The organism is Parabacteroides sp. AF17-28 (assembly GCF_003479205.1).
GTDB classification, from domain to species: domain Bacteria; phylum Bacteroidota; class Bacteroidia; order Bacteroidales; family Tannerellaceae; genus Parabacteroides; species Parabacteroides acidifaciens.
The window spans coordinates 1-25,393 of sequence record NZ_QUGV01000002.1 but is presented as its reverse complement, the minus strand read 5'-3'; the positions used below and the strand labels follow the sequence as shown (position 1 = coordinate 25,393).

Sequence of the window (25,393 nt, the reverse complement as noted above, 5' to 3'; positions counted from 1 at the left end):
AGATGGCAACTGAAGAAGTAAAATTTCAACCGAAAGATTATAAGAGCGATCAATATGTACGCTGGTGTCCGGGTTGCGGAGACCATGCCGTGTTGAACTGCTTGCACAAAGCAATGGCCGAAGTAGGAGTGGCTCCTCATGATATGGCTGTAATCTCGGGTATCGGGTGTTCTTCCCGTTTACCTTATTATATGAATACATACGGCTTCCATACCATTCACGGACGTGGCGCTGCTATTGCTACCGGCGTGAAGACGGCTCGCCCGGACTTAAGCGTCTGGTTGATTACCGGTGATGGAGACTGTCTGGCTATCGGTGGTAACCATTTTATCCATGCCGTACGCCGTAACATCGATTTGAACATCGTTTTGTTTAACAATAAGATCTATGGTCTGACGAAAGGACAATATTCACCGACTTCCGACCGTGGTTTTGTATCCAAGAGTTCTCCTTATGGAACGGTGGAAGACCCGTTTGTGCCGGCAGAACTGGCATTGGGCGCCCGCGGTAACTTCTTTGCACGTGCGATCGATGTGGATCTGAAGAATACGACAGAAGTGCTCGTTGCTTCAGCCCGCCATAAAGGGGCTTCCGTTACGGAAGTGCTCGTAAACTGCGTGATCTTCAACGATGGTATCCATAAAAAGATTGTCGACAAAGAATTTCGTGCCGACCGTACGATTTTCCTGCGTCACGGTGAAAAGATGCTGTTCGGTAAGGACAACGAAAAAGGTATTGTGTTGGAAGGTCTGAAGCTGAAAGCTGTAACAATCGGACAGGATGGTTATACACTGGACGATGTGCTGGTACACGATGCACATGAAAAAGATAACACTTTGCACATGATGCTTGCCATGATGAGCGGCGATATGCCGGTTGCTTTAGGTGTGATCCGTGATGTCGAAGGCCCGACTTATGATGAAGCTGTCCACCAGCAGATCGCTGAAGTCCAGGCTAAGACCCCGACCCGCAAACTGCAGGATTTCCTGATGAGCGGGGAAATCTGGGAAGTGAAGTAAGAAACCCTATCTCAAATGACAATACGAAGCTGCAGGCGCCGGAAAAATAATCCGGCTGTTTGCAGCTTTTCTTGTATAAATTGTGTATCTTTGTGAAACAAAAGGGTATAGATATGAAGACAACAGCCGAAATTGTAGAAATATTGCGCGATTATAAAGCCCGTTCCGCAGAGAAGTACGGGATAGAAATGCTTGGCCTTTTCGGTAGTGTTGCCCGTGGAGAACAGAATGAGGATAGTGATATTGATGTGTTTGTGAAGTTGCGGATTCCTGATTTTTTTGTTCGCATGAAAATTAAGGAAGAATTGGAACATTTGTTTCATACTAAAATTGATTTAATCCCTATCTTTGAAACTATGCGTGCTTTGCTTCAACAAAATATAAAACGTGATGCGATCTATATCTAAATCTTTTATTTTAGAACATTTGTCTTTTATCAGCGAGAAGGCAGAGTTTACTTTAGAACGCACTTCTTGCATTGAAGGAGTCAATGATTTTTTATTAACTCCTTCAGGCGTGGATCTGTTTGATGCAACAACTATGCGCCTTCAAGTTATTGGTGAAATGATAAAACAGATAGATGTTGCAACGAAGGGACTGTTATTGAAACAATATCCGGAAATACCATGGCGTAGTGTGTTTGGTTTGAGAAACTTAATTTCACATGAATATGCGTCTGTTGATCCAAATGAAATACTTAATATCGTCAAACATAATTTATCCCCTTTATTGGCTGTACTTCATCGTATCGCTGATGATCTAAATGCAGGTAAACACGATGCTATTTTTCAAGAAAAGGTCTGATTTGTAAACTATAGATTGCAAAATGACGGGGTTTAATGTTAACAGCCTGGAAAAGTGTAATTATTACTGAAAAATTTCCTTAATACGGTATGTACTATGAAAATTTGTATTACTTTTGTACCGCGATTAACAAGGCGAGGGAACAGCAAGTAAAAAAACAATGATGATGAGCCTTGTGGTTTTAATAGAGTAGAGAGAAAAAGTTATATAAAGTCAATCAATTAAATTAATTACAAGATGGCTACATTAGATTTAAGCAAGTACGGAATTAAAGACGTGAAGGAAGTTCTTCACAATCCGTCTTATGACGTTCTGTTCGCAGAAGAAACAAAACCAGGTTTAGAAGGCTTTGAAAAAGGTCAGGTAACTGAACTGGGTGCTGTAAACGTAATGACTGGTGTTTATACAGGTCGTTCTCCTAAAGATAAATTTTTCGTAAAGAACGAAGCCAGCGAAGATTCAGTATGGTGGACTTCTGAAGAATATAAAAACGATAACAAGCCTTGTTCTGAAGAAGCTTGGGCTGATCTGAAAGCTAAAGCTGTAAAAGAATTGTCAGGCAAACGTCTGTTCGTTGTTGATACTTTCTGTGGCGCTAACGAAGCAACTCGTATGAAAGTACGTTTCATCATGGAAGTAGCATGGCAGGCACATTTCGTAACTAACATGTTCATCCGTCCGACAGCTGAAGAACTGGCTAACTACGGAGAACCTGATTTCGTATGTTTCAACGCTTCTAAAGCAAAAGTTGACAACTACAAAGAATTAGGCTTGAACTCTGAAACTGCTACAGTTTTCAACCTGAAGACTAAAGAACAGGTTATCCTGAACACTTGGTACGGTGGTGAAATGAAGAAAGGTATGTTCTCTATCATGAACTACATGAACCCGTTGCGTGGTATCGCTTCAATGCACTGCTCTGCTAACACAAACATGGAAGGTACAAGCTCTGCTATCTTCTTCGGTTTGTCTGGTACAGGTAAGACTACTTTGTCTACAGACCCGAAACGTAAGTTGATCGGTGATGACGAACACGGATGGGATGACGAAGGTGTATTCAACTATGAAGGTGGTTGCTACGCTAAAGTTATCAACTTGGATAAAGAAAGCGAACCGGATATCTATGCTGCTATCAAACGTGACGCTCTTCTGGAAAACGTTACAGTTGCTGCTGACGGTAAGATCGACTTCGCTGATAAGAGCGTAACAGAAAACACTCGTGTTTCTTATCCGATCTATCACATCGAAAACATTGTTAAACCGGTTTCTAAAGGCCCGCACGCACAACAGGTTATCTTCCTGTCTGCTGACGCATTCGGTGTATTGCCTCCGGTATCTATCCTGAACCCGGAACAGGCTCAGTACTACTTCCTGTCTGGTTTTACAGCTAAATTGGCTGGAACAGAACGTGGTATCACTGAACCGACTCCTACTTTCTCAGCTTGCTTCGGTGCTGCTTTCTTGTCATTGCACCCGACAAAATATGCTGAAGAACTGGTTAAGAAGATGGAAAAGACTGGTGCTAAGGCTTATTTGGTTAACACAGGTTGGAATGGTTCTGGCAAACGTATCTCTATCCGCGATACTCGTGGTATCATCGATGCTATCTTGGACGGTTCAATCGACAAAGCTCCGACAAAAGTTATCCCGTACTTCGATTTCGTTGTACCGACAGAATTGCCGGGTGTTGATCCGAATATCCTTGATCCGCGTGATACTTATGCTGACGCTGCTCAGTGGGACGAAAAAGCTAAAGATTTGGCTGGTCGTTTCATCAAGAACTTTGCTAAGTTTACAGGTAACGAAGCTGGTAAGAAGCTGGTTGCTGCTGGTCCGAAATTGTAATTACATACATAACGACTATAAAGCGCAGGACTTCGGTTCTGCGCTTTTTTTGTATATATACATTAATTTTAGCATAAATGTTAGGATGTTTTAAAATCTATTTCTATCTTTACACCAAATTATCTGTTAATGTGGGATGTGAGGTATAAAATGATAAAACGTTTATTGCTGATCGTAGGATTTATTGTGTCTTTGTCATCATGTGGCGAAGATATTGCTTACCGGATAGAGGGCAAACTGACCAATCTGGAAGATCAGACCTTATATGCCGTTTTTGAGAATGATGATATAAAGGCGGTAGACACTGTCATTTGCGAGAAATCGGGTCAATTCCTGATAGAACGAAAACAAGGTGATTTCCGGGAAGTCACAATTTTCTTTGAGGATAAGACACATTGGGTCACTGTTTATCCTGAAAAAGGGGAGAAGGTGACAATTACCGGTGATGCCAATTACCCGACTATGCTGCGCGTGAAAGGAGGACACATAAACGATCGTCTTTCAGCCATAAAAAAAGAATTGGCCTCTTTGTTGAAAGAGCAGGCTGATCTGATTCATCAACTTCATAATAGAGGTAAGGAGAGCGTTAACAATACGATAGAAGAGACAGATGTCGCTTCTCGTCTGGCGAATGTGAATCATTTGTTGAGTGAGGAAGTCGCAGCTGCCGTTAAGAAATATCCGGATGAGGAAGCTTCTGTGATATTGATCCAGAATTATTTTATGCATCCGGATGATACAAGGCGGATGGATGAACTGCTGGCCGTGTTGAATCCTAAATTGAAGGATTTTTATCTGGTACAGAAGCTACAGGAATATAGTGCACGGGCAAAGCGTACAGCTTTAGGAGCAGAAGCTCCGGGATTTAATGTGAAAAACATATATGGAGCGCCTGTTAGCCTGGATTCTTTCCCCCAAAGATATTTATTGCTTGCCTTTACGGCTCCCTGGTGCGATATGTGCCAGACGGAAGATCTGTATTTGGATAAAGTCGCAACAAAATATCCGAAGGACAAAGTGGATATGTTGTTGATTAGTTTGGATGACAATCAGAGTGAAGTTCGTAAAGTCCTTGCAAAAGACAGTATCGATTGGAATTTGGTTACTGACTCAGCCGGACAAGCGGCTATGTTGGTCGATTTATATAATGTAAGTGCTCTACCCCGTTGCTTCTTGATTGATGAAGAAGGGAAGATTATTCTGAAAACGGATAATGGAATGGAGATCAAGCACACACTGGAAAACTTAATAGAATAATGGATTTACTATTCATTGATTCTTAGTCTATAAGTCATAATTTATAATTCAAAATTCTTAACTATGTTAGTCAAGTCTTATGCTGCCGCCGTGCAGGGTATATCGGCAACGATCGTTACGATCGAAGTGAATTGCACAAAAGGTATCCAATTCTTTTTGGTAGGTCTTCCGGATGTAGCTGTCCGTGAAAGTCATGAACGTATCATTTCAGCCCTTCAGGTGAGTGGCTATAAATTCCCCCGTAACCGTATCGTGATTAATATGGCTCCTGCCGATATTCGGAAGGAAGGTTCTGCGTATGACCTGCCGCTTGCAATCGGTATTTTGGCCGCTGCAGAAGCATTGGATGCTTCTCGTCTGGACCAGTTTCTGATGATGGGTGAACTGTCGCTTGATGGTAGCCTGCAACCGGTCAAAGGGGTACTTCCGATTGCGATTAAGGCCCGGGAGGAAGGTTTCAAAGGCTTTATCGTGCCTAAGCAGAATGCACGGGAAGCGGCTGTTGTCAATGATTTGGAAGTATATGGCGCCTCTACAATTAAAGAGGTAATCGAGTTTATTGCCGGGAAGCGGGATTTGGAGCCAACTGTTGTCAACACGCGCGAAGAGTTCTACGCCCGCCAGTTGCAGTTTGAATCTGATTTTTCAGATGTGCGTGGACAGGAAAACGTGAAGCGTGCGATGGAAGTGGCGGCAGCCGGTGGCCACAATCTGATCCTGATCGGCCCGCCGGGCAGCGGAAAATCGATGCTTGCCAAACGCCTCCCATCTATTTTACCCCCTTTTACCTTACAGGAGTCGCTGGAAACAACCAAAATACATTCAGTCGCCGGAAAAATAGGTCTGGAGACCTCTTTGATGACACAACGTCCGTTCCGTTCCCCTCACCATACGATTTCGAATGTGGCAATGGTTGGCGGAGGCGCTTTCCCTCAGCCGGGAGAGATCAGTCTGGCGCATAACGGTGTTTTGTTTCTTGATGAGCTGCCGGAGTTCAACAGGAGTGTCCTCGAAGTCATGCGGCAACCTTTGGAAGACCGGACGATCACGGTTTCCCGTGCCCGTTTCTCTGTCGATTATCCGGCAAATTTTATGTTGGTGGCCTCTATGAATCCTTGTCCATGCGGTTATTATAATCATCCCGATCGTCCATGCCTCTGTTCACCGGGTGCTGTCCAGAAATATATGAACCGTGTTTCCGGTCCCTTGTTGGATCGTATCGATATCCAGATAGAAGTCGTACCTGTCCCCTTTGAGAAGATTTCCGAACAGCGTCCCTCCGAATCCAGCGAAGCGATCCGTGAACGGGTGATGCAAGCCCGTGCCATTCAGGAAAAGCGTTTTGCCGGTTGTGAAGGTATTTACAGCAATGCGCAGATGACCTCCAAACTGCTCCACGAATATGCCGTGCCGGATGCTGCCGGCCTCTCCCTGCTGAAAGTGGCGATGCAACGTCTCAACTTGTCTGCCCGGGCCTATGACCGTATTTTAAAGGTATCCCGTACCATTGCCGACCTCGAAGCCTCTCCAAGTATTGAAGCACGCCATCTGGCGGAAGCAATCAACTATCGTAACCTGGACCGGGAGACATGGGGACAGTAAGAATTTTCTTTCGCTTCGTCTTTATGCTTCTTTTTTTCGTTTTCCTTCTTTAAGCAGGTAAAGTAATGATTATTTTCTTTTCCTTTGTTACTGAAAAGAAGATGTTATGGATTCGTTCGACATTTATATTACCCGGAAGCTTCCACTGGTCGGCCTGATCAGTGCGGTGTTTATCGTATATCCCAACATCGCCTGTATTCCCTGGGAACTGAGATTCCTCAAAGCATCCGAACACGCCGGCTTTCTTGCGTTTTTTGTCTACCGCTTTTTTTTCTTTTGGGGGCTGATCTGTCTTCTGATACACTATAATCTGAAGAAGATGCCGGCCGCCCTGTTCCGGCAACGGTTGATGCGTAATTTCCTGTTTTCGCTGGTTGCCTATCTGATCTATGCCTCTGTTTCATACGGAGTCTCTTCCATGGGGATTCATACGGATGCGTTGGGCAGCATCCTGATCTTCCAGTTTTTCGTGACCTGCTTCCTTTGTACGTTTATCGGATATATATCGATGCTCTATTCCAGGCAGCGGGAAAAGGAGTCGGAGATCGAGCGCCTGCGTTTCGAGAACCTGCAGAGCCGGTGCGACGCGCTTGCCAATCAGATCAATCCGCACTTCTTCTTTAATTCGCTGAACGGGATATCCGCTCTGATCCGCAAGAAGGATGACGAGAAGACGCTGATGTATGTCTATCAGTTGTCCGACATCTTCCGGTATATCCTTCAGAGCGACAGGAAGGGACTGGTCTCCTTGCGGGAGGAGCTGGAGTTTATGCTTTCCTTCCAATATGTGATGGAAGTCCGCTTTGCCAACAAACTGGTCTTTTCCGTCCGGGTGGATGAGGAACGGAAGGACCGGCTGATGTTGCCCGTTCTTTCTTTGTTGCCATTGGTCGATAACGTAGTTGTACATAACACGATAGATAGCGAGCATAAGATGGAGATTTCGATTGTGCTCAACGAACTGGACGAATTGGTCGTCTCGAATCCGGTCTATCCGAAGCTATCCATCCCCGATACGAACGGTACCGGGCTGAAGAACCTGGAAAGCCGTTTTGCCCTGTTGATGGACAGGCAGATACGGATAGAGTCCACAGAAGAGACCTTCCGCGTTTATCTTCCTTTAAAATGAAAGCCGTATGAGAGTATTGATTGTAGAAGACGAAACTGCTGCTTATGAGAACCTGGTGGATATATTGAAAGAGGTGGCACCGGATATCCGGATTGCCGGGAATACGGAAAGCGTCACGCAGACTGTCCACTGGCTTCAGGAGAATCCTGCCCCGGAGCTGATTTTTATGGATATCCATTTGTCGGACGGCTCGGCGTTCAACATTTTTGACAAGATCGAGCTCGAGACGCCGATCGTGTTCACGACCGCCTACGACCGCTATGCGATAGAGGCGTTTAAGGTGAACAGTATCGATTACCTGCTGAAACCGATAAAGGTGGAAGACATCCGGCATGCACTGGCCAAATACGGCAAGCTGAACCGGCAGGATATTCTCCAATACCTGTCCCAATTGGCACGGTTGGCGCCTGCCCCCAAATACAAGGATAAACTGCTGGTTCCCTATAAAGACAAGCTGTTGCCGGTCAACCTGAAAGAGGTCTCCTGTTTCTATACCTCCGACAAAAGCACATGCATCTATTTGAAAGACGGGACGCAATATCCTTATTCCAAGACACTCGAACAGATCATGCCTTCGCTCGATCCGGCGGACTTTATCCGGGCGAACAAACAGTTTATCGTCAACAGAGACAGTATCTCCGACATAACGGTCTGGTTCGATAACCGTCTGCTGGTGACCCTGGATGTGGAAGTCCCCGAACGTATCTATGTAAGCAAGAACAAGGCTTCCGAATTCAAGTCGTGGTTGGTGAGCGACTGAGCGGCATTTCGCGATGATCCACCTTTTTTTCGTTTTGGTGAAGTGCCTGTGTATATGTAAAGTAGAAATTTTGCATCTTTGTAGTTATATTTTTAACCAATAATGAGATACGCGATGTTAAGAAAGATTAGACTAATGGCGGCCACGTTGTGTTTCGTGCTTATCACACTACTGTTCCTCGACTTTACGGGGACGTTGCACGGATGGTTCGGATGGCTTGCCAAGATCCAGTTCTTGCCTGCCGTGCTGGCATTGAATGTGGGTGTTGTGTTACTTTTAATTCTCCTGACGCTGGTGTTCGGACGTATTTACTGCTCCGTGATTTGTCCGTTAGGTGTTTTTCAGGATGTGATTGCGAGGTTCGGCAGGAAAGGGAAGAAGTTGCCCTATTCCTATTCGCCTGCGCTTTCCTGGCTGCGCTATGGAGTGCTGGCTGTTTTTGTGGCGGCTTTAGTGGCGGGGGTCGGTTCCTTTGTCGCTTTGCTGGCGCCTTACAGTGCCTACGGGCGTATTGCCAACAGCTTGCTCCAGCCGCTTTGGATGTGGGGAAACAATTTGTTGGCCTATCTGGCGGAACGGATGGACAGCTACGCTTTCTACGAGGTGGATGTCTGGATGAAGAGCCTGCCGACGCTTTTAGTTGCGGTCGCTACGGTGGTCGTGCTTTTCGTCTTGGCCTGGCGGAACGGGCGTACGTACTGCAATACGATCTGTCCGGTGGGGACAGTGTTGGGCTTCATCTCCCGCTTTTCCCTCTATCGCATCACGATCGATACGGAGAAATGCAACAGTTGCGGCCTCTGTACCCGCCAATGCAAGGCAGCCTGTATCGACGGCAAGCAGCATAAAGTGGACGGCAGCCGTTGTGTTGTCTGCATGAACTGCCTGGATGTTTGCCGCAAGAATGCGCTTTCGTATGCCCCGGTATGGAAAGCGAAAAAGCAGGAAACGGACCGGCCGGCAGCGGAAGACAAAACAAACCTTTCCCGCCGCAGAGCCTTGTCGACAACAGCCCTCGTACTTATGGGCGGTGCGTTGAAAGCGCAGGAAAAGAAGGTGGAAGAGGTCGAGATGAAAAGAGACGGCGGACTGGCGCCGATCAAAGAACGGAAAGAACAGGAACGGCTGACGCCTATCGTCCCGCCCGGTGCACAAAGCATACGCAACATGAGACAGCATTGCACCGCTTGCCAGTTGTGCGTTTCGGTCTGTCCCAGCCATGTGTTGCGCCCTTCCGGCGGCCTGATGACCCTGATGCAACCGGAGATGTCTTACGAGCGCGGCTATTGCCGTCCCGAATGTACGAAATGCTCCGAGGTATGTCCGGCGGGAGCGATCCTGCCGATCACGAAAGAGGATAAGTCGTCTGTCCAGATCGGCCATGCCGTATGGGTGAAGGCTAACTGTGTGCCGATCACCGATGGTGTCGAGTGCGGCAACTGTTCCCGCCATTGTCCGACGAATGCGATCGAGATGGTGGCATCCGACCCTGCCGATCCGAAATCCTTGAAGATACCGGCTATCAATGTCGAACGATGCATCGGTTGCGGCGCTTGCGAGAACCTTTGTCCTTCGCGCCCGCTGACGGCTATCTATGTGGAAGGCCATGAAAGGCATCGAGTTATATAATCCGTTTTAAAGAATAAATCTATGAAAGATCAATATATCAACCGCCGTGATTTTCTGAATATTGTAGGCATCACGGCTGCGACGACGACAGCCGCCCTTTACGGCTGTGCCCCGAAAGATCAAAAAGGTTCCGGCAGCAAGGGCTCTTCGCCTGTCCCGACCGACAAGATGACTTACCGTTCGTTCCCCAGCTTGGGAGATGATAAGGTTTCCCTGCTGGGCTATGGTTGTATGCGCTGGCCGACAATCCCTTCCCCCGACGGAAAAGGCGATCTGATCGATCAGGATGCGGTCAACGAACTGGTCGACTATGCCATTGCCCATGGTGTGAACTATTTCGATACGGCCCCCGTCTACGTGCAGGGCTGGTCGGAGAAAGCTACGGGGATCGCCCTGAGCCGTCATCCGCGCGAATCGTATTATCTGGCGACCAAACTGTCGAACTTCTCGAACTATACGCGCGAGAACTCGATCGCCATGTACCGCCGCTCACTGAACGAACTGCAAACGGACTATCTGGATTACTACCTGCTCCACTCTATCGGCGGCGGAGGAATGAAGATGTTCAACGAACGCTACATCAACAACGGGATGCTCGACTTCGTGATGAAGGAACGTGAAGCGGGACGTATCCGTCACTTGGGCTGGTCATTCCACGGGAAGCCGGATGTCTTTGACGAAGTGCTGGCTTTGCACGACACGGTGCATTGGGACTTCGTGCAGATACAGATGAATTATGTCGACTGGCGTCATGCCACGGGAAACAATGTAAACGGCGAATATCTGTATCAGGAGTTGGAAAAACGGAATATACCCGCCATTATCATGGAACCGTTGTTGGGTGGCCGCCTGTCGAACGTTCCCCAGCATATCATGATGCGTTTGAAGGAACAGCGTCCCGAGGACAGCGTTGCGTCGTGGGCTTTCCGCTTTGCCGGTTCTCCCGAACTGGTACTGACGGCATTGAGCGGTATGACCTATATGGAGCATTTGCAGGATAATATCCGTACTTATTCCCCGCTGGTTCCGCTTACCGATGCGGAAAAAGACTTCCTGGAAGAGACGGCGCAATTGATGATCAAATATCCGACAATCCCTTGTAATGACTGCAAGTATTGTATGCCGTGCCCGTATGCGATCGATATCCCGGCCGTGCTGCTTCACTATAATAAGTGTGTGAACGAAGGAAATGTCCCGAAAAGCCGGACGGACGAGAACTACCGGAAAGCGCGCCGTGCCTTCCTGGTGGGCTACGACCGCAGCGTGCCGAAATTGCGCCAGGCCGATCATTGCGTCGGGTGCGACCAGTGCAACGAGCATTGTCCCCAATCGATCGACATACCGAAAGAGTTGCAGCGCATCGATAAGTTTGTTGAACAGTTGAGGCAGGAGACGCTGTAAAACCGGAAATCATCTCATTAAACAGGAATAGACCATGAAGAAAAAACTAATTGCACTGCTCGTCGTCCTGATTCTGATTCCCGGTTGGGTATCCGCCCAGCAAGCCTATTTTATAGACGGATATCATGGTGGAATCTACGGGCATTATCCGGTCGGACAGACCGCTTTTATCGCCCTCAAATTGCGCCAGAATCCGGATTGGCGCGTGAACCTCGAGATCGAACCTGAGTCGTGGGACGTGGTCAAGCAACGCGACCCCGAAGGATATGCCGCCTTTAAGCGCTTGTTCAAAGACCAGTCGGTGGAGACCGGGCGGATCGAATATGTTAATCCGACGTATGCGCAAAGTTATTTCTTCGGCACTTCGGGCGAAAGCACGATCCGTCAGTTTGAATATGGGATGCAGCTGATACGGAAACATTTTCCGGAAGCTGTATTCACTACTTATTCGGCTGAAGAGCCTTGCTTTACGAGCTGTCTGCCTATGATCCTGAAGTCTTTCGGTTTTTCGTACGCTTCCACCAAGAACCCGAACACGATGTGGGGCGGATATGTCAATGCTTACGGTGGGGAACTGGTGAACTGGGTGGGACCGGACGGCACGAAGTTGCTCACTGTTCCCCGCTATGCCTGCGAGAATTTGTCGCCCAACTCGACCTGGACATCTGTTGCCAGCTACAATTCGAAAGAATATATACGTAAATGCCTGGCAGCAGGTATCGGGAATCCGGTGGGAATGTGCATCCAGGATGCTGCCTGGAGCCATGGTTGGGATAACGGGCCCTGGCTGGGACGGGATACTTCCGCTTATTACACGCCGACGGCCTATAAGACCTGGCGCGATTATATCCGGAACTGTTCTGTCGGAACGACTACGGACGACTGGCACGCGACGCAGGAAGATTTCTTGCCCGGCTTGATGTGGGGAACCCAGGTCATGCAACGCCTGGCAACGGAAGTGCGTACCTCGGAAAACGCAATCGTGCAGGCTGAGAAAATGGCGGCTTACGGACGTTTGTATAAAGGCATGGAATGGCCTGCCGGACAGATTGACGAAGGATGGCGGACACTTCTGTTGTCGCAACACCACGATTGCTGGATTGTCCCGTACAATAATTTAAAGGATAACAAGAACTGGGCGGAAACAGTCACGGACTGGACTGCTTCGACAAACCGGATCAGCCGCGAGGTCATCCGGGAAGCGCTCGGTTTGATGACCGAAAAGGGACAGACGGCCGTGCGTGTCTATAACACGTTAGCGACAGACCGCGATGAACTTGTCTTCGTCGAGGTCCCCGATGCCTGGGCAAATGACAAATGGGTGGTAGCCGACAGAAAAGGCAAGACCTATCCTGCGCAGCTGGTTACGGAAAACGGACATACCCGGTTGTTCTTCCGGGCACAAGTCCCTTCTGCCGGTTACGCCTCGTACGCCCTTCGCAAAGCGGAGCCTGCAAAGACGAACGGTCCCCGGATCACACAAAACGCGGATGGTACCTATCTGCTGGAAAGTGATTTATACGCCTTGGTTATCGACCCGTCCCGGGGAGGAATTATACGCAGCCTGAAGTCAGCGAAGGCCCGGGGGTACGAGTATGTCGACCGGACGGATGAACGTAGTTTCAATGAAATGCGCGGTTATTTCGTGGACGAAGGACGGTTTATCTCCAGTACGGAACAGCCGGCAAAAGTCCGGATAGTCGAACAGGGACCCCTGTTTGCCACTGTTGCGATAGAGGGCCGGATCGGCAATCATCCGTTTACGCAAACCATCCGCCTGGTGCAGGGCGATCCGCGTATCGAGATGCGTGTGAAGTTAGATTGGAAAGGCAATCCGCATATCGGTGAACCGGGTATCCCGTTTGATTCGAAAGATCCCCGGAAAGCTTTTTATGATGACCGCTACAAGCTGTTAGTGCATTTCCCTGTCAACCTTCCGGAACAACAGATTTATAAGAATGCGCCTTTCGATGTTTGCGAAAGCCGTCTGGAGAACACTTTCTTCAACCGCTGGGACAGTATCAAGAACAACCTTATCCTGAACTGGGTCGATTTGGGAAGCCGGAATAAGCCGTACGGTCTGGCTCTTTTCACCGACCATACCACCTCTTATGCACACGGACAGGATTTCCCGCTCTCGTTAGATCTTCAATATGCCGGAAAAGGTCTTTGGGGAAGGGATTATGATATCACCCGTCCAACGGAGATCACCTACGCCATCATGCCCCACACCGGCACATGGGAAAAGAGCCGCCTGTGGACATGGGGCGAGCGGCGCAATGAACCGCTGTTGGCAACCCTTACCGGCGATTCTTCTCCCGACTCTGGTTCTTTCTTCCGGATAGAAGATCATGCATATGAGCTGGTGTCCATGACCTGCAAGGGGAACGACCTGTATGTCCGCCTGTTTAATGCACAAGGAAACCAAGCCCCCAAAACGCTGACCTTCTTGGTGGAAGATATGAAGGCTTGCCTGGTGGAACTGGACGGACGTCCGGCGGGAGATTTGGCTGTGTCCAAGAAGAACAAAGCTTCATCCGTCACGCTCTCCATCCCCCGGTATGGAATAAGGACATTGAAAATAAGCGATATCTTCTAACTGTTTCTGTATTCCAACGGCCCCATTCCGACATTGCGTTTGAAATATTTGCCGAAGAAGGACATGTTGGTGAAGTTCAGCGAATAGGCGATATCGTGGATGCTCAGGTTTGTCGATTTCAACTGTGTTTTGGCATCCATAATCACCATCAGGGTAATGATCTCGACACAGGTTTTACCGGTTGTCTGTTTGACGATCGTACTGAGGTGTGCCGCAGTTATGCCAAGCTTTTTGGCATACCACGCAACGTTTCGTTGCGTGGTATAGTTCTGCATCACCAGGCGGCTGAAGTTCTTACTGATCTGTTCGGCTTTGGATATGTTTGCCTTGCTTTGGATTTTGTCCTTGTGCATGGCGCCCACTCCCATCAGTATTCCGGACAGAAGGTGGTTCAGAATATCTTTGTTTAACCGGGAGCCACAAACCTCGTATGTTTTAAGAAGCAATGAGAAGTAGTCTTTCAACAGTTGCGCGTGCTGTTCTTTCAACTCGATGATCGGGTTGTCTTTGACTGCATAAAGCATATCCATTGCCGATTTACCGATATTGGAATGTTCGATAAAATCCGACGAGAATCCCATAAAATAAATCTGCAAATCCCCCTCCACCTTGTGTATTTGTAAAATCGTACCCGGCAATATCGTGATAAAGCTGCCCGGCTTCACCTGCTTGCGCGTCAGATTGACAGAGGCTTCAATTTCCCCTTGCATGCAAAGCACGAATATCTCCGCTTTCAACCGGCACGGATAATTGGCATACAGGCTGAGCAAACCGATATCGTTATGAGTAAGATTTCCGATGATCCAATCCTCGGGAAGGTCTATTTTAGGAATGTCGTTCTCCATATTTGTGTTTATTATCTCCTTCGCAAAGATAAACGGATTTTGCGGAAAATCTATACAAGTATTGAAAAATAGGACATAAAGTAAATGGAAAAGGTTGAGAACTGCAACTTATTAGTCCGTTTTCAGTCTGTATAATTCCGTAATGTCTAAAAAATAGGACACGTAATCGGATAAATAGACCTTGTAGGAATTTGCGAGTTGTCGTTATTTTGCACCGTTTTTAGTATAGGGTATGTTATTTAAAGGCTGATAGGCTGTTTATGAAGGACAAGAATCTTTGTAAAATGTGCTCCGTAGGAAAAGTCATGTTCCTGATTGGGAGTGTTTTCGTTCTGTTGATATCTATATTTTCATGTGATTCGGAAAAAGCAGGGGTGTTTGAGCATCCCGGCCTGTTGCAGTTTGGACTTTCGGCTGATACTGCCGGTATTCAGGGAAGCCAGGTACTGACGAAGGCTGTTTTGCCGGACCTGACCCCTTATCTCAACACGAACCTCTATAAGATAGAAATTCTGCAAGGAGAGGAGGAGACAGTCGTCTCTTCTTTCGAGCATTATGAGGATATGCCGGATCTTGTAGAGTTGGAGCGGGGTAACTACCGGATTCGTGCCTCTATGGGCGAACTGAAGGCGGCCGCTTTCGAGGCTCCCCGTTTTGAGGGTGTGTCGGATTTCATTATTAAGGAAAACATGACAACCAAGCTGGATGTGACTTGTTCGTTGGCAAATGCGCGGGTGACGGTTGCGTATACGGATAGTTTCAAAGTCGTTTATCCCACATATACACTTGGCATAGAAACCTCCCATACGACAGAACCTTTTGAGTTTGTGCAGGATGAAGCACGTTCCGGATGGTTTCAGGTAAATACAGAGGGAGAGGATCTGAAAGGGATTTTGACCGTAAAGCCTGATACTGGCGAAGTAAAGCAGTTTACCGTAACAATCCCCTCCGTAAAACCCAAAGACAATGTGATGCTCACCTTTAACTCTACCCCTAATACACGTCCGGATCAGGGGCTGACGGTGAAAGTTACGATTAATGAAGAGACAGAGGAAAAGCCTGTTTATGTGTATATTCCGGATTATATGCTTCCCGTAGATGCGGCGTTATTAGAGGCGCATGGGTTTGCGCATGCGGACCCGATCGTTCTGGGAGCAAGTGACGTGGTGACAGAGGCAAATGTAAAGATGTATGTTCCCGGAACTATCGAGAATTGCAAATTGTCAATATGGGAAGATGAAGGGAAGGCCATGGAGTACGACCTGGCTCATTTGAGTGATGGGGAAAAGATGAACTTAACGGCTAAAGGCTTTAATCTCCCCGAAATTTGGCATAAGAAGCAGGTGACATTAGACTTCAAGCCTGTAGTAGAAAAACTTCCTCGTATAGAAGAAGGCAAAACAGAGGTGAAACAATATAATTATCAGCTTATCGTGACAGATTCGCTGGTGAATCCTCATGTGAGTAGACCTTTGACGCTAAGCGTGAAGATGATACCGGATGTAGCTCCGAAGATCTTGTTTTCGGATGGTTTTATCAGTTCGCAGGTTATTCGTGTAACGGAAGGTGGCATTGTGTATAGCGATGGTATAAAGAATGATTCTGAATTTAAAGCGACAATCAAATCGAGTACAACGCTTTCTGCCTGCATGCTGAAAATAACGGATGCAACGGGAACATCACGTGAGTATAATTTGCTTGCAGGCGAATCTGTTGCGGGTGTGAAATATGATTTAAGTGCTTCGACTCCTTATGTAAACTTGAAAGAGCTTATTTCAGCTTTGATACTGGATGATGACAACATAAAGCGATACGAATATGAACTCACTGTCCGAACTGAATTTGATGGTTCGACTTACGAAGATGTGAAAACATTTATCGTAGATCTGATTCCTCCTAAGTTTGAAATGTCAATGAACGGCGATACGGAAGAGAATGGAGATGCCTTTGCCAAACGTGCTGTGCTGAGAGCCAAGACAACAACAGGTGATGCAGAGAAATTATCTTTCCAGTTATATGAGGATGGACAATGGAAAGACCTCACAAAAGAACGGATCGATGGCGAAGTTTCGATAAAAGAGGATGTCGCCTCTGCTGTGGTAACGGGGCTTAAGCCGGAAACACAGTACAGGGTCCGGGCGAAGTATGGAAAGCATATTTCGGGGGAGATGACGTTTACGACAGAAAAAGAGGTTTATTTACCAGCTAATATATCTGGTATTGAAGATTGGTATAGTGAAAATGGAAATGGAGGAAAATGGAAGAAATGGTATCCCTATAATCAAGGAGAAACTAATCCTGCTTGGAATACATTGAATCCCAAAACGACATCTCCAAATAGCAAGTATGCATATGCATCAAGTTCAGGAACATTACAAGCTTCTGGTAGTGATGCGGTTTCTGGATATTCAGCATTGTTGCAAACAATTGCTTGGGGTAGTGGGGTTACTGCTGCAGGCTCAGCTTCGGCAGGAAATGTAAATGATCATAATGTGGATCCTGGGTTTCTGTATTTAGGGAAATATAATGAGAATCCAGGATATACCTTAGGAGATGGATATAGCTTTGAATCTAAACCATATGGTGTCTATTTTTCCTATAAATATTATCCATATAAATCGGATGACCAATTTACAGTGGAAGTGGTAGTTGCAAATGATGATGAGATACTGGGGCGATGTATTAAGACAATAGGTGGCAGACAAGAGGAATTTAAAATGGATGAGGTAATAATTAATTATAATTGGTTTAAAAAACTTTCTAAGGCGACTCATGTGTATATATTGGTGAAATCAGGTGAGGTTGTTGGCAGTAAGAGTAGTAATGTGAATTTAGTGTTTGATGCAAGTATATTCTCTTCAGGGTCGGTCCATATTGGTAGTAAATTATATATAGATAATATTCAGTTGAAATATGAGTAATGAGATTAAATATTTGTCTTTTTTATTAATCTGCATTTTATTTTCTTGCCAACAAGAAAATATGCAATATAATCAGCACGGTTCCCTCTCCCTCCTCATGGACACCAAGAGCGGAACTGACATCCCTGCCATAATGAAATCGACATCTACCGTAGATGTCGATACCTTCCACATCGTGATAAAAGATGCCGGCGGGCAGCCGATAAAGCAGAACTTCGACACCTTTGCCGAACTGAAAAAGGAAGGCATGCCTTTATTGCTTCCGGTAGGCACTTATATGGCCGAAGCCTCTTCCGGCGATCTTCCCGAAGCAGCCTTCGACAGCCCTTGCTATAGAGGGCAGAAAGAGTTTGTCATTGAAGAAAATACGGTTACCGAAGTGAAGCTGCATTGTACGCATCAAAGCATTAAAGTGTCGTTGAAGTATACAGATGCGTTTTTGAATATGATCAATCCTGACTTTAAAGTGACGGTGACAAACAGCAGGGCGGAATTGCTTTTTACGAAAAGTGAAACACGTTCCGGCTTCTTTACCGTAAGCCAGTTGTTCACGGTGCATGTGACGGGAACGGCAAAAGAGTTCGGGACACGGGTCGATTTTGCCGGTGATCTGAAGCATCTGGAAGATGGTGTGGAACAGGAACTGAAAGCCGGCGATCATCTGATTGTGACATTGGATGCCTATAAAGAAACACCTACAGTAAAATCAGTACAGGTATTATGAGGACAATAGCATATATCATTCTGCTTTTTTCGCTCTTGGGCGGACTGACCTCCTGTGAGATGAAGAAGGAACTGACCGGAGGTTTGAAACCCGGCAATCCGGGAGAGGTACCGGTTGATCCGACGGTAACAGGTGCTCTGGATCTTAAATTGAATCTGCGTCCGGAGACCGATACGCAGGAAACAAAAGCTAAGGCCGATGTGGCTGCAACAGTCGATGTGAACGACTTTAACATCCAGATTATTGACTCGACGGGAACAGTAGTCCGTAGTTTCGACTCCTATCGTGAATATCAGGATGCTGACGAACTGCTGCTAAAAGAGGGTCTGTACACGGTCCGTGCCACATGGGGCAAACTGTATGAGGCCGCTTTTGATGCACCCTATTTTGTCGGAGATACGGTTTGCCGGATAGAACCGGGAGTCGTCAGCTCGATCAAGACCGATTGCAGCCTGCAGAACGCCAAAGTAAACATCGATTATACGGAAGATTTTCTGAAAGTGTTCAAAGATGATTATGCCGCTATCGTGACAAACGGGGTAGGAGCTTTGACGTTGGACAAGAAGGAACAGCGTGTGGCCTATTTCCGCTCAAATAATAATATCCATCTGACAATCAATGCGACGACCGTGAAGGGCCTGGATGTAATTTCCAAACATAAGATAGAGGAAGCCCGCCCCAACGCCTTGTATAATGTCGTGTTGGGTATCGACATGAGTGTAGATTCCGTGATCGACCAGATTATGAAACCCGGCATCACGGTCGACATCACGATGCACGACCGCGATACAGTGATTGACATTGAAGCCCCTGCCCTTCCTCCCGATCCGGATGAGGGAACGGGTGAACCGGGAGAGGATGCCGCGATTACAATAACGGGTAACGGACTCGATTCTCCGATTGAAATGACAGAGACAGAGGCTAATGCCAACAGTGTGCCGGTAAAAGTTGTGATAAAGGCTCCAGCCGGTTTGTCGAAAGTTTTGGTGAAGATAATCGCTCCGGAACTGGAGGCGATATTAGGGAAGGAGAACCCGTTTGATTTGGTTAATCCTACGGAAGAGATAAAAACCATTTTGGATGGAGTCGGGTTAGTACGTCCGTTGGCAGGTGATTCGGAATATGCTTTGGATGTAACCGGGTTTATGGGAATGTTGGGTGGTCCAGGTACATATAAATTTGATGTCACGATTACCGACAGTAAGAGTAATAACCTGTCTAAAACGTTGACCGTAATTATCAAATAAGTATGAATATGAAGCAATATATATATTGTCTGCTTGTAATGCTGATTCTCTTTCCTTCTTGTGAGGAGAAAGAGAGCTTGTTGGAGACAGGTTTCCTCTGTGTGAATCCGTCGGTGGATTATACTTTGGTGACAAAAGCCGCAGAAAGTGATAGTTTGCCGATGAGTGTTGCGATCTGTAAAGCTTCTACCGGCGATACTGTAAAATATTTCGAGAATTATAAAACGGATCCGGGGAATGAAAAGATTACTCTCGCTGTAGGCCAATATCATGTAAAAGCCAGTCTGCTGCATTCGGGTAAGGCTGCTTTTGACAAACCTTTCTATTTTGGTGTAGACACGATAGATGTGGTGAAATCGACTATAAAGGAGTCTGAGGTCGTTTGTACGCTGGCAAATGTCAAGGTAACAGTGAATTATTCGGATATGCTAAAGAAATTCTTTACCGGATATAAAGCGACAATCGGTAATGCCAGTGGCGAATTGACCTTTGAAGAGGATGAGAAGCGTGCTGGCTATTTCGCTCCGGGTAAACTGAACGTAACGCTGAATTTAGTCAATAACGATGGTACCGCTTACAAAATAGTAAAAGAGATACCGGATACAAAAGCGCGTGAGCATTACCGTCTGACTTTCTCGATCGGTGAAGAGCCGGAAAGTCCGGAAGCGGGTGGAGACTTTGACATAACGGTGAACGAAGAAACGAACGATATTGAATGTACATTGAATGTTCCTGTCTTTACGGATGATTATGGGCGGAATGTTCCGAAGATAAATATTGATGCATCTAAAATCACCGAAGAGCATTTAGTAAATGTTGTTGCCGGCAAAGCAGGAGATGAACATTTGCAAATTAATGTGTCATCAGAAAAGACAGGCTTGTCTCTTGTTGCGTTAAGTCTGAAATCGGATTATTTTGATCAAAAAGGTGTGTCCGGTTATTGGGATTTGACAAAGCTGGATGATAATGTAAAGAGTTTGCTAAGTAGTGTCGGTATTATGTGTACGCCCATCGATGATAATACGAAAACGGTTGTAATAGATTTAAATGGTTTGTTGAGAGATAATCCGTTTGATGAACCGCTGTGGGCCGAACATGGACCGATTGTCAATGAAATAACGGTTATTGTCCGCGATATATTGGGACAGCAAATAGAAGAATCTCTCACTGTTCGCCTAAGACCGGATGTTGCCGTTCAAACATTGGAACCGACACCTTGGCCATATCGTGCCTACTTGAAAGGATTGGCAGGAGATAATACAGATCTGGGATTTAAGTTCAGGAAAGCAGGGGACGATGATTCGGCATGGCAATCTGTGTCTGTCGCATCATCCGATATTAGGGAAACAGAGAATGGATATGAATTTTATGCCATTATCAAAGATTTACCTATGAATACGGACTATGAGTTCAAAGCGGTTGCCGGAGAATCCGAAGGCGTGGTTATTCCTTTTACAACCGAAGGGGTTAATGGTAAGTTCACTGTACCGAATTTAAGCTTTGATGAATGGACGAAAAATGGTAAGAATTGGTTCCCGAATGCAACTTCAGACCGTGGTAACAGTAGTTTCTGGTGGGATTCCGGTAATCAGGGTGCGAATACTATTGGAGAGAATAATCCGACATCTCCCGAAGAATCCGATGTTAAAAAGGGGAAAGCTGCAAGGTTAGGCAGTACAGCTGTTGCGGGTGTATTTGCGGCAGGAAGCCTATTTACCGGAACTTTCGGAAAAGTAGAAGGGTTGAGCGGAGCTTCTCTAAACTTTGGACATCCGTACACCGGGCATCCGACAAAATTGAAAGGCTATTATAAATATAATTCGGGTAAGATAACTAATACGAAGAAAGATTTTATCAAGAAAGACGATCAGGATAGTTGTCACATTTACGTCGCTTTGTGTAATTGGAGTTCGGCATATCCTGTCAATACGAATACAGGTTCTTTTGTTGATTTATCCGATGAAAGAATTGTCGCTTTCGGTGAGTTCAAAAGTAATACGACCGTCTCGGCCTATACTGAGATTGCAATTGATATTAAATATCGTCATCCTGAGGTGAAACCCACATATATTCTGATTGTGGCTTCTGCCAGTAAGTATGGAGATTATTTTACAGGAAGTACAAGTAGTGTCTTGTTACTTGATGAGTTTGAATTATTGTTTGATGATCCTGTTGAGTAAAAGATGCGAATGAAAAGGATAATAGTATTTATATTTTGTATGTTGCCATTGGTCGCTTTCTCGAAAACAGCCAAAGAAGCCAAATACGACCGCGGGATCGTGATGAAAACATTTATACCGAAAGGGCAATGGATGGTGGGGACGACTTTCTCCTATTCCGAGCATGTGGACGATAATTTTGAGTTCCTATCCGTCCTGAAAGATATAAACAGTGAAGGGTATACATTCAAGGTGACTCCGTTAGTGAGTTATGCGATCCGCAATAATATCAGTATCGGCGGCCGGTTTGCCTATTCCCGTTCTTACACGAAACTGGATAATATCGACCTGTCGTTGGGCGACGACCTGAGTTTTCAGGTGGAGGACTACCATGATGTGTCCAACACCTTTTCGGGAGCAGTCTTTCTTAGGACATACCTGAACCTGGGCGATAGCAAACGCTTCGGCCTTTTCAATGAAGCAAGGGTGACATACGGGTATTCGACAAGCAAGTCTACCACCGGGACCGACCTGGACCTGAGCGGGATGCATCAGTTGAAACATTCGCTGAATATCGGCGTGGCTCCCGGACTGACGGTCTTTATCAATGATTTTTCGGCGGTAGAGGCTTCCGTAAATGTGGCGGGGCTGGACTTTAAATGGTACGATCAGACGAAGGATCAGGTGTATAAAGGCTCTCGCCGATCAAGTTCCGCCAATTTTAAGATTAATCTGTTGTCTATCGATTTGGGTATTGTCTTCTACCTTTAAACTGAGTTACGATGTATAGAAAGGAAATATGGATATACCTCTTGATCGGGATAGCAACTCTTCTTCAGAGTTGTATAGAAAATGATATTCCTTATCCGAGGATAAAGGCCGAGATAGAAAAGATCGACGTGGAAGGAATGGTCACAGCCAAGATCAATGGCGAGATGAACACGGTAACGGTGAAAGTCGCGGATACGCTCGACCTGAGAAATGTACAGGTCAGGACGCTGGAAGTGACTGCTGGTGCGACTGTGATACCTGATTCGTCGTCATGCCTTGACTTTGTCCATTTCCCCGATACCGGCTTCTCTTCGGTCGACAGCTTGCCGGGGACGGTGAATACGCGGATGAATTTCAAGAAGCCGGTTTCTTTCCTGCTTCGTATCTATCAGGATTATTTGTGGACGGTCTCGGTAGAGCACGACATTAACCGGATCATCAAAGTAAAGAACCAGGTCGGGACACCTCTGGTCGATGAGCATAATAAACAGATTGTCATCTATGTGGATGAAGCGGCTCAACCTACATTCTCCAATATTGAGATCGAGACGTTGCAGTTAGGCAGTTCAATTGCTGTCACAACCCCTCTACCTGAAACGGTTCATGACTTCCGGCGTCCCCAGACCTTTACGGTTGCTGCATTCGGCGAAACGGAAACATGGACGGTCAGCGTTCTCCATCCGGGCGATGACGTGCAGACAAACACCGTCTCCGCATGGTCGAAGCGTGTCTATATCGAAGGAACAACCAAGACAGGGCAGGTCTCGGCCCGTTACCGTACGGTTGACACAACGACAAAAGCCGGGGGAGAAGGAGAGTGGGAGAATGTATTATCCAATGAGATCGAGATCCGCGAAGACGGCACCTTCCTGTTGACTTTCACGCATCTGAAGCCGGGCAGTACATACGAATATGAGTTGACGGTAGATGGAAAAAGCGACGGAGTGCAAACCTTTACGACAGAAGCAGTAGAGCTTGTTCCGAATCTTTCTTTTGATGATTGGTATAAGGACGGGAAAAGCTGGTATGCCAATAAGGATTTGACAGAGGCCAATTATTTCTGGGATTCGGGAAACAAAGGCTCTAACTCGGTCGGAGAAGCGAATCCGACCTCACCCGAAACGAATGACGTTGTGAAAGGGAAAGCCGCGCGGTTGGAAAGTAAAACTGTCGCAGGCGTATTTGCTGCCGGGAGCCTTTACACCGGAACATTCGGGAAGGTGGAAGGACTGAGTGGCGCCTCGCTCAACTTCGGCCGTCCTTATACGTCCCGTCCTTCAGCCCTGAAAGGCTATTATAAATATAATGCCGGAACGATAGACAAAGCGAAAGCTCCTTATGAGGAATTGAAAGACCGTCAGGATTCCTGTCATATTTATATCGGACTGTTTACCTGGGATAAACCCTTCCCGGTCAGCACGAGCAATGGCGTGTTTGTCGATCGTACGTGGAACAATGAGACGATGGTGGCTTACGGCGAACTGGTCTCCGGCGAGACCGTAAAGGATTATACCGCTTTCACGATCCCGTTGGAATACCGGGATTATTCGACAAAGCCGACTTATATCCTGATCGTCGCTTCAGCAAGTAAGTACGGGGATTACTTCACCGGCAGTACAAGTAGTGTCCTGTTGTTAGATGAATGTGAACTGGTTTTTGAATAAATAGGACAAAAACCCTTCAATCCTTCATCTCCCCTCTAAATGATGATTTATTGTTTCAAATATGCCAAATTTTGAACCTCCTACAAATAAAGAAAAATACAATAACCCCCTTTTCGGCCGTTTTTCTATTTCGTCCGAAATCTTGATCGATTTTGGATTGACTCTTTTCACGGTTTTACCCACTCCGGCTGACACCGGACGGAATGGGCTGCCAAGGTCATCCTAAAAAACGTGCAATTTGATTGGCAAAAACCAAAAACACCGACAATGTGATAAACCTTAACTCCCGGAGAATCGAATATTTGAAAATAAAACGGACGGCGTCCTAAATATCCCAAGGAATTTCAGGTGCTTTTTTGCCCTGAAAACGGTCCTCTTTCCAATTACGACCGTTCAACTCGCCATTACGACCGTCCTAATCCCCGCGAGGTGCCGAGTGCACTACACATTAGCACGGTCGTAATGGCAAAGAGGACGGTCGTAATTGTTGAAAACGCTCAAGAAAGGCGAAAAAGTCCCTTTTTGAGGTCAAAAAAGCGGATTAACATTTGTTTTGTTTCGGATGTCTCCTGAGCTCGAAAAATGCGTTTTTTACAATAAGCTCCCCTGCCGCAGGCTCTCTTTTGCCGTTGATTTCAATCAACGGGTTGATAAATTCCCGGCTTTGTCGGATTCCTCTGTGGGTTTGAACCCCTTTCAAATATCTACAGGCAATCTCTATTAAAGGGGCTGAAGCCCACAGAGGAAGAGGCTCTGCCTCTAAGCTCTAAAACCGTTCGTTGAAACGAAACGGCAAAAGAGAGCCTGCGGCAGGGGGCTTATTGTATAAAACGTGTTTTTTGATCTCGAAAGGCACCCTAATTCAAACAAATGTCAAATCACTTTTCAGCCGTCAAAAAGGAGCTTTTTCCTATGATCCGGAACCTTATCGCCATGAAGAGGGACTTTATCGCTCTAACCCGGAACTTTATCGCTCTGAAGTCGGACTTCATATAGCACGAAGTCAACCTTCAGAGC

General features: G+C 46.4%; 19 protein-coding genes. 18 read left to right on the top strand and 1 reads right to left on the bottom strand.

Translation table 11 applies throughout. The features are described from left to right. Positions 1-2 precede the first annotated feature (2 nt). From DWW90_RS01585 to DWW90_RS01535, 11 genes are all read left to right on the top strand, one after another. Positions 3-1,019 carry a 2-oxoacid:ferredoxin oxidoreductase subunit beta gene (locus DWW90_RS01585; RefSeq protein WP_122343746.1) on the top strand — a complete coding sequence of 339 codons (1,017 nt, stop codon included), beginning with the start codon at positions 3-5 and terminating at the stop codon, positions 1,017-1,019. Positions 1,020-1,132: 113 nt separating this feature from the next. Beyond that, positions 1,133-1,426, top strand: a complete 294-nt coding sequence (locus DWW90_RS01580) for a nucleotidyltransferase family protein (RefSeq protein WP_115498376.1) — start codon at positions 1,133-1,135, stop codon at positions 1,424-1,426. After that, positions 1,410-1,823, top strand: a complete 414-nt coding sequence (locus DWW90_RS01575) for a DUF86 domain-containing protein (RefSeq protein WP_115498302.1) — start codon at positions 1,410-1,412, stop codon at positions 1,821-1,823. The genes DWW90_RS01580 and DWW90_RS01575 overlap by 17 nt, the downstream gene beginning before the upstream one ends. A 237-nt stretch (positions 1,824-2,060) precedes the next feature. After that, entirely contained in the window at positions 2,061-3,668 is a 1,608-nt protein-coding gene (gene pckA, locus DWW90_RS01570) for a phosphoenolpyruvate carboxykinase (ATP) (RefSeq protein ID WP_115498303.1), read from the top strand. 150 nt (positions 3,669-3,818) lie between these two features. Continuing rightward, positions 3,819-4,925, top strand: a complete 1,107-nt coding sequence (locus tag DWW90_RS01565) for a TlpA disulfide reductase family protein (protein ID WP_199662156.1) — start codon at positions 3,819-3,821, stop codon at positions 4,923-4,925. Positions 4,926-4,988: 63 nt separating this feature from the next. Further along, complete coding sequence (locus DWW90_RS01560) at positions 4,989-6,527, top strand: YifB family Mg chelatase-like AAA ATPase (RefSeq protein ID WP_115498305.1); 1,539 nt, start codon at positions 4,989-4,991, stop codon at positions 6,525-6,527. Between the two features lie 106 nt (positions 6,528-6,633). Next, positions 6,634-7,656, top strand: coding sequence for a sensor histidine kinase (locus tag DWW90_RS01555; protein WP_115498306.1), 1,023 nt, complete (start codon positions 6,634-6,636; stop codon positions 7,654-7,656). A gap of 7 nt (positions 7,657-7,663) precedes the next feature. Then, positions 7,664-8,416 (top strand): LytTR family DNA-binding domain-containing protein, encoded by a 753-nt coding sequence (locus DWW90_RS01550; protein ID WP_115498307.1) that lies wholly within the window; start codon positions 7,664-7,666, stop codon positions 8,414-8,416. Between the two features lie 114 nt (positions 8,417-8,530). Beyond that, a complete protein-coding gene (locus tag DWW90_RS01545; RefSeq protein WP_122343744.1) occupies positions 8,531-10,045 on the top strand; it encodes a 4Fe-4S binding protein in 1,515 nt (504 codons plus the stop codon). A gap of 21 nt (positions 10,046-10,066) precedes the next feature. Further along, complete coding sequence (locus DWW90_RS01540) at positions 10,067-11,446, top strand: aldo/keto reductase (RefSeq protein ID WP_122343743.1); 1,380 nt, start codon at positions 10,067-10,069, stop codon at positions 11,444-11,446. Between the two features lie 34 nt (positions 11,447-11,480). Continuing rightward, entirely contained in the window at positions 11,481-14,045 is a 2,565-nt protein-coding gene (locus DWW90_RS01535) for a glycoside hydrolase family 38 C-terminal domain-containing protein (RefSeq protein ID WP_122343742.1), read from the top strand. Here DWW90_RS01535 and DWW90_RS01530 read toward each other — a convergent pair. Continuing rightward, complete coding sequence (locus DWW90_RS01530) at positions 14,042-14,890, bottom strand: AraC family transcriptional regulator (RefSeq protein ID WP_115498311.1); 849 nt, start codon at positions 14,888-14,890, stop codon at positions 14,042-14,044. The two genes, DWW90_RS01535 and DWW90_RS01530, sit on opposite strands and share 4 nt — an antisense overlap. 260 nt (positions 14,891-15,150) lie before the next feature. Between DWW90_RS01530 and DWW90_RS01525 the strand changes: the two genes are divergently transcribed. From DWW90_RS01525 to DWW90_RS20705, 7 genes are all read left to right on the top strand, one after another. Beyond that, complete coding sequence (locus DWW90_RS01525; protein ID WP_122343741.1) at positions 15,151-17,811, top strand: DUF4493 domain-containing protein; 2,661 nt, start codon at positions 15,151-15,153, stop codon at positions 17,809-17,811. A 61-nt stretch (positions 17,812-17,872) separates the two neighbouring features. Continuing rightward, positions 17,873-18,535 carry a DUF4493 domain-containing protein gene (locus DWW90_RS01520; protein WP_158582796.1) on the top strand — a complete coding sequence of 221 codons (663 nt, stop codon included), beginning with the start codon at positions 17,873-17,875 and terminating at the stop codon, positions 18,533-18,535. After that, entirely contained in the window at positions 18,532-19,782 is a 1,251-nt protein-coding gene (locus tag DWW90_RS01515; protein ID WP_122343739.1) for a DUF4493 domain-containing protein, read from the top strand. The genes DWW90_RS01520 and DWW90_RS01515 overlap by 4 nt, the downstream gene beginning before the upstream one ends. 8 nt (positions 19,783-19,790) lie before the next feature. After that, positions 19,791-21,962: a PCMD domain-containing protein gene (locus tag DWW90_RS01510; RefSeq protein ID WP_158582794.1), complete on the top strand. Its 2,172-nt coding sequence runs from the start codon at positions 19,791-19,793 to the stop codon at positions 21,960-21,962. A gap of 9 nt (positions 21,963-21,971) precedes the next feature. Then, positions 21,972-22,712: a hypothetical protein gene (locus DWW90_RS01505; protein ID WP_199659136.1), complete on the top strand. Its 741-nt coding sequence runs from the start codon at positions 21,972-21,974 to the stop codon at positions 22,710-22,712. Positions 22,713-22,723: 11 nt separating this feature from the next. Next, complete coding sequence (locus tag DWW90_RS01500; RefSeq protein WP_122343737.1) at positions 22,724-24,376, top strand: PCMD domain-containing protein; 1,653 nt, start codon at positions 22,724-22,726, stop codon at positions 24,374-24,376. A gap of 779 nt (positions 24,377-25,155) precedes the next feature. After that, positions 25,156-25,393 (top strand): hypothetical protein (locus DWW90_RS20705; protein WP_233547625.1); only part of this gene is annotated, 238 nt, incomplete at its 3' end.

Coding starts and splice junctions, on each gene's coding strand:
- DWW90_RS01540 (WP_122343743.1), top strand. CDS start 10,067: ATGAAAGATCAATATATCAACCGCCGTGATTTTCTGAATATTGTAGGC.
- DWW90_RS01530 (WP_115498311.1), bottom strand. CDS start 14,890: ATGGAGAACGACATTCCTAAAATAGACCTTCCCGAGGATTGGATCATC.
- DWW90_RS01575 (WP_115498302.1), top strand. CDS start 1,410: ATGCGATCTATATCTAAATCTTTTATTTTAGAACATTTGTCTTTTATC.
- DWW90_RS01520 (WP_158582796.1), top strand. CDS start 17,873: ATGCAATATAATCAGCACGGTTCCCTCTCCCTCCTCATGGACACCAAG.
- pckA (WP_115498303.1), top strand. CDS start 2,061: ATGGCTACATTAGATTTAAGCAAGTACGGAATTAAAGACGTGAAGGAA.
- DWW90_RS01500 (WP_122343737.1), top strand. CDS start 22,724: ATGTATAGAAAGGAAATATGGATATACCTCTTGATCGGGATAGCAACT.
- DWW90_RS01515 (WP_122343739.1), top strand. CDS start 18,532: ATGAGGACAATAGCATATATCATTCTGCTTTTTTCGCTCTTGGGCGGA.
- DWW90_RS01525 (WP_122343741.1), top strand. CDS start 15,151: ATGAAGGACAAGAATCTTTGTAAAATGTGCTCCGTAGGAAAAGTCATG.
- DWW90_RS01565 (WP_199662156.1), top strand. CDS start 3,819: ATGATAAAACGTTTATTGCTGATCGTAGGATTTATTGTGTCTTTGTCA.
- DWW90_RS01545 (WP_122343744.1), top strand. CDS start 8,531: ATGTTAAGAAAGATTAGACTAATGGCGGCCACGTTGTGTTTCGTGCTT.
- DWW90_RS01580 (WP_115498376.1), top strand. CDS start 1,133: ATGAAGACAACAGCCGAAATTGTAGAAATATTGCGCGATTATAAAGCC.
- DWW90_RS01535 (WP_122343742.1), top strand. CDS start 11,481: ATGAAGAAAAAACTAATTGCACTGCTCGTCGTCCTGATTCTGATTCCC.
- DWW90_RS01555 (WP_115498306.1), top strand. CDS start 6,634: ATGGATTCGTTCGACATTTATATTACCCGGAAGCTTCCACTGGTCGGC.
- DWW90_RS01550 (WP_115498307.1), top strand. CDS start 7,664: ATGAGAGTATTGATTGTAGAAGACGAAACTGCTGCTTATGAGAACCTG.
- DWW90_RS01505 (WP_199659136.1), top strand. CDS start 21,972: ATGAAAAGGATAATAGTATTTATATTTTGTATGTTGCCATTGGTCGCT.
- DWW90_RS01510 (WP_158582794.1), top strand. CDS start 19,791: ATGAAGCAATATATATATTGTCTGCTTGTAATGCTGATTCTCTTTCCT.
- DWW90_RS01585 (WP_122343746.1), top strand. CDS start 3: ATGGCAACTGAAGAAGTAAAATTTCAACCGAAAGATTATAAGAGCGAT.
- DWW90_RS01560 (WP_115498305.1), top strand. CDS start 4,989: ATGTTAGTCAAGTCTTATGCTGCCGCCGTGCAGGGTATATCGGCAACG.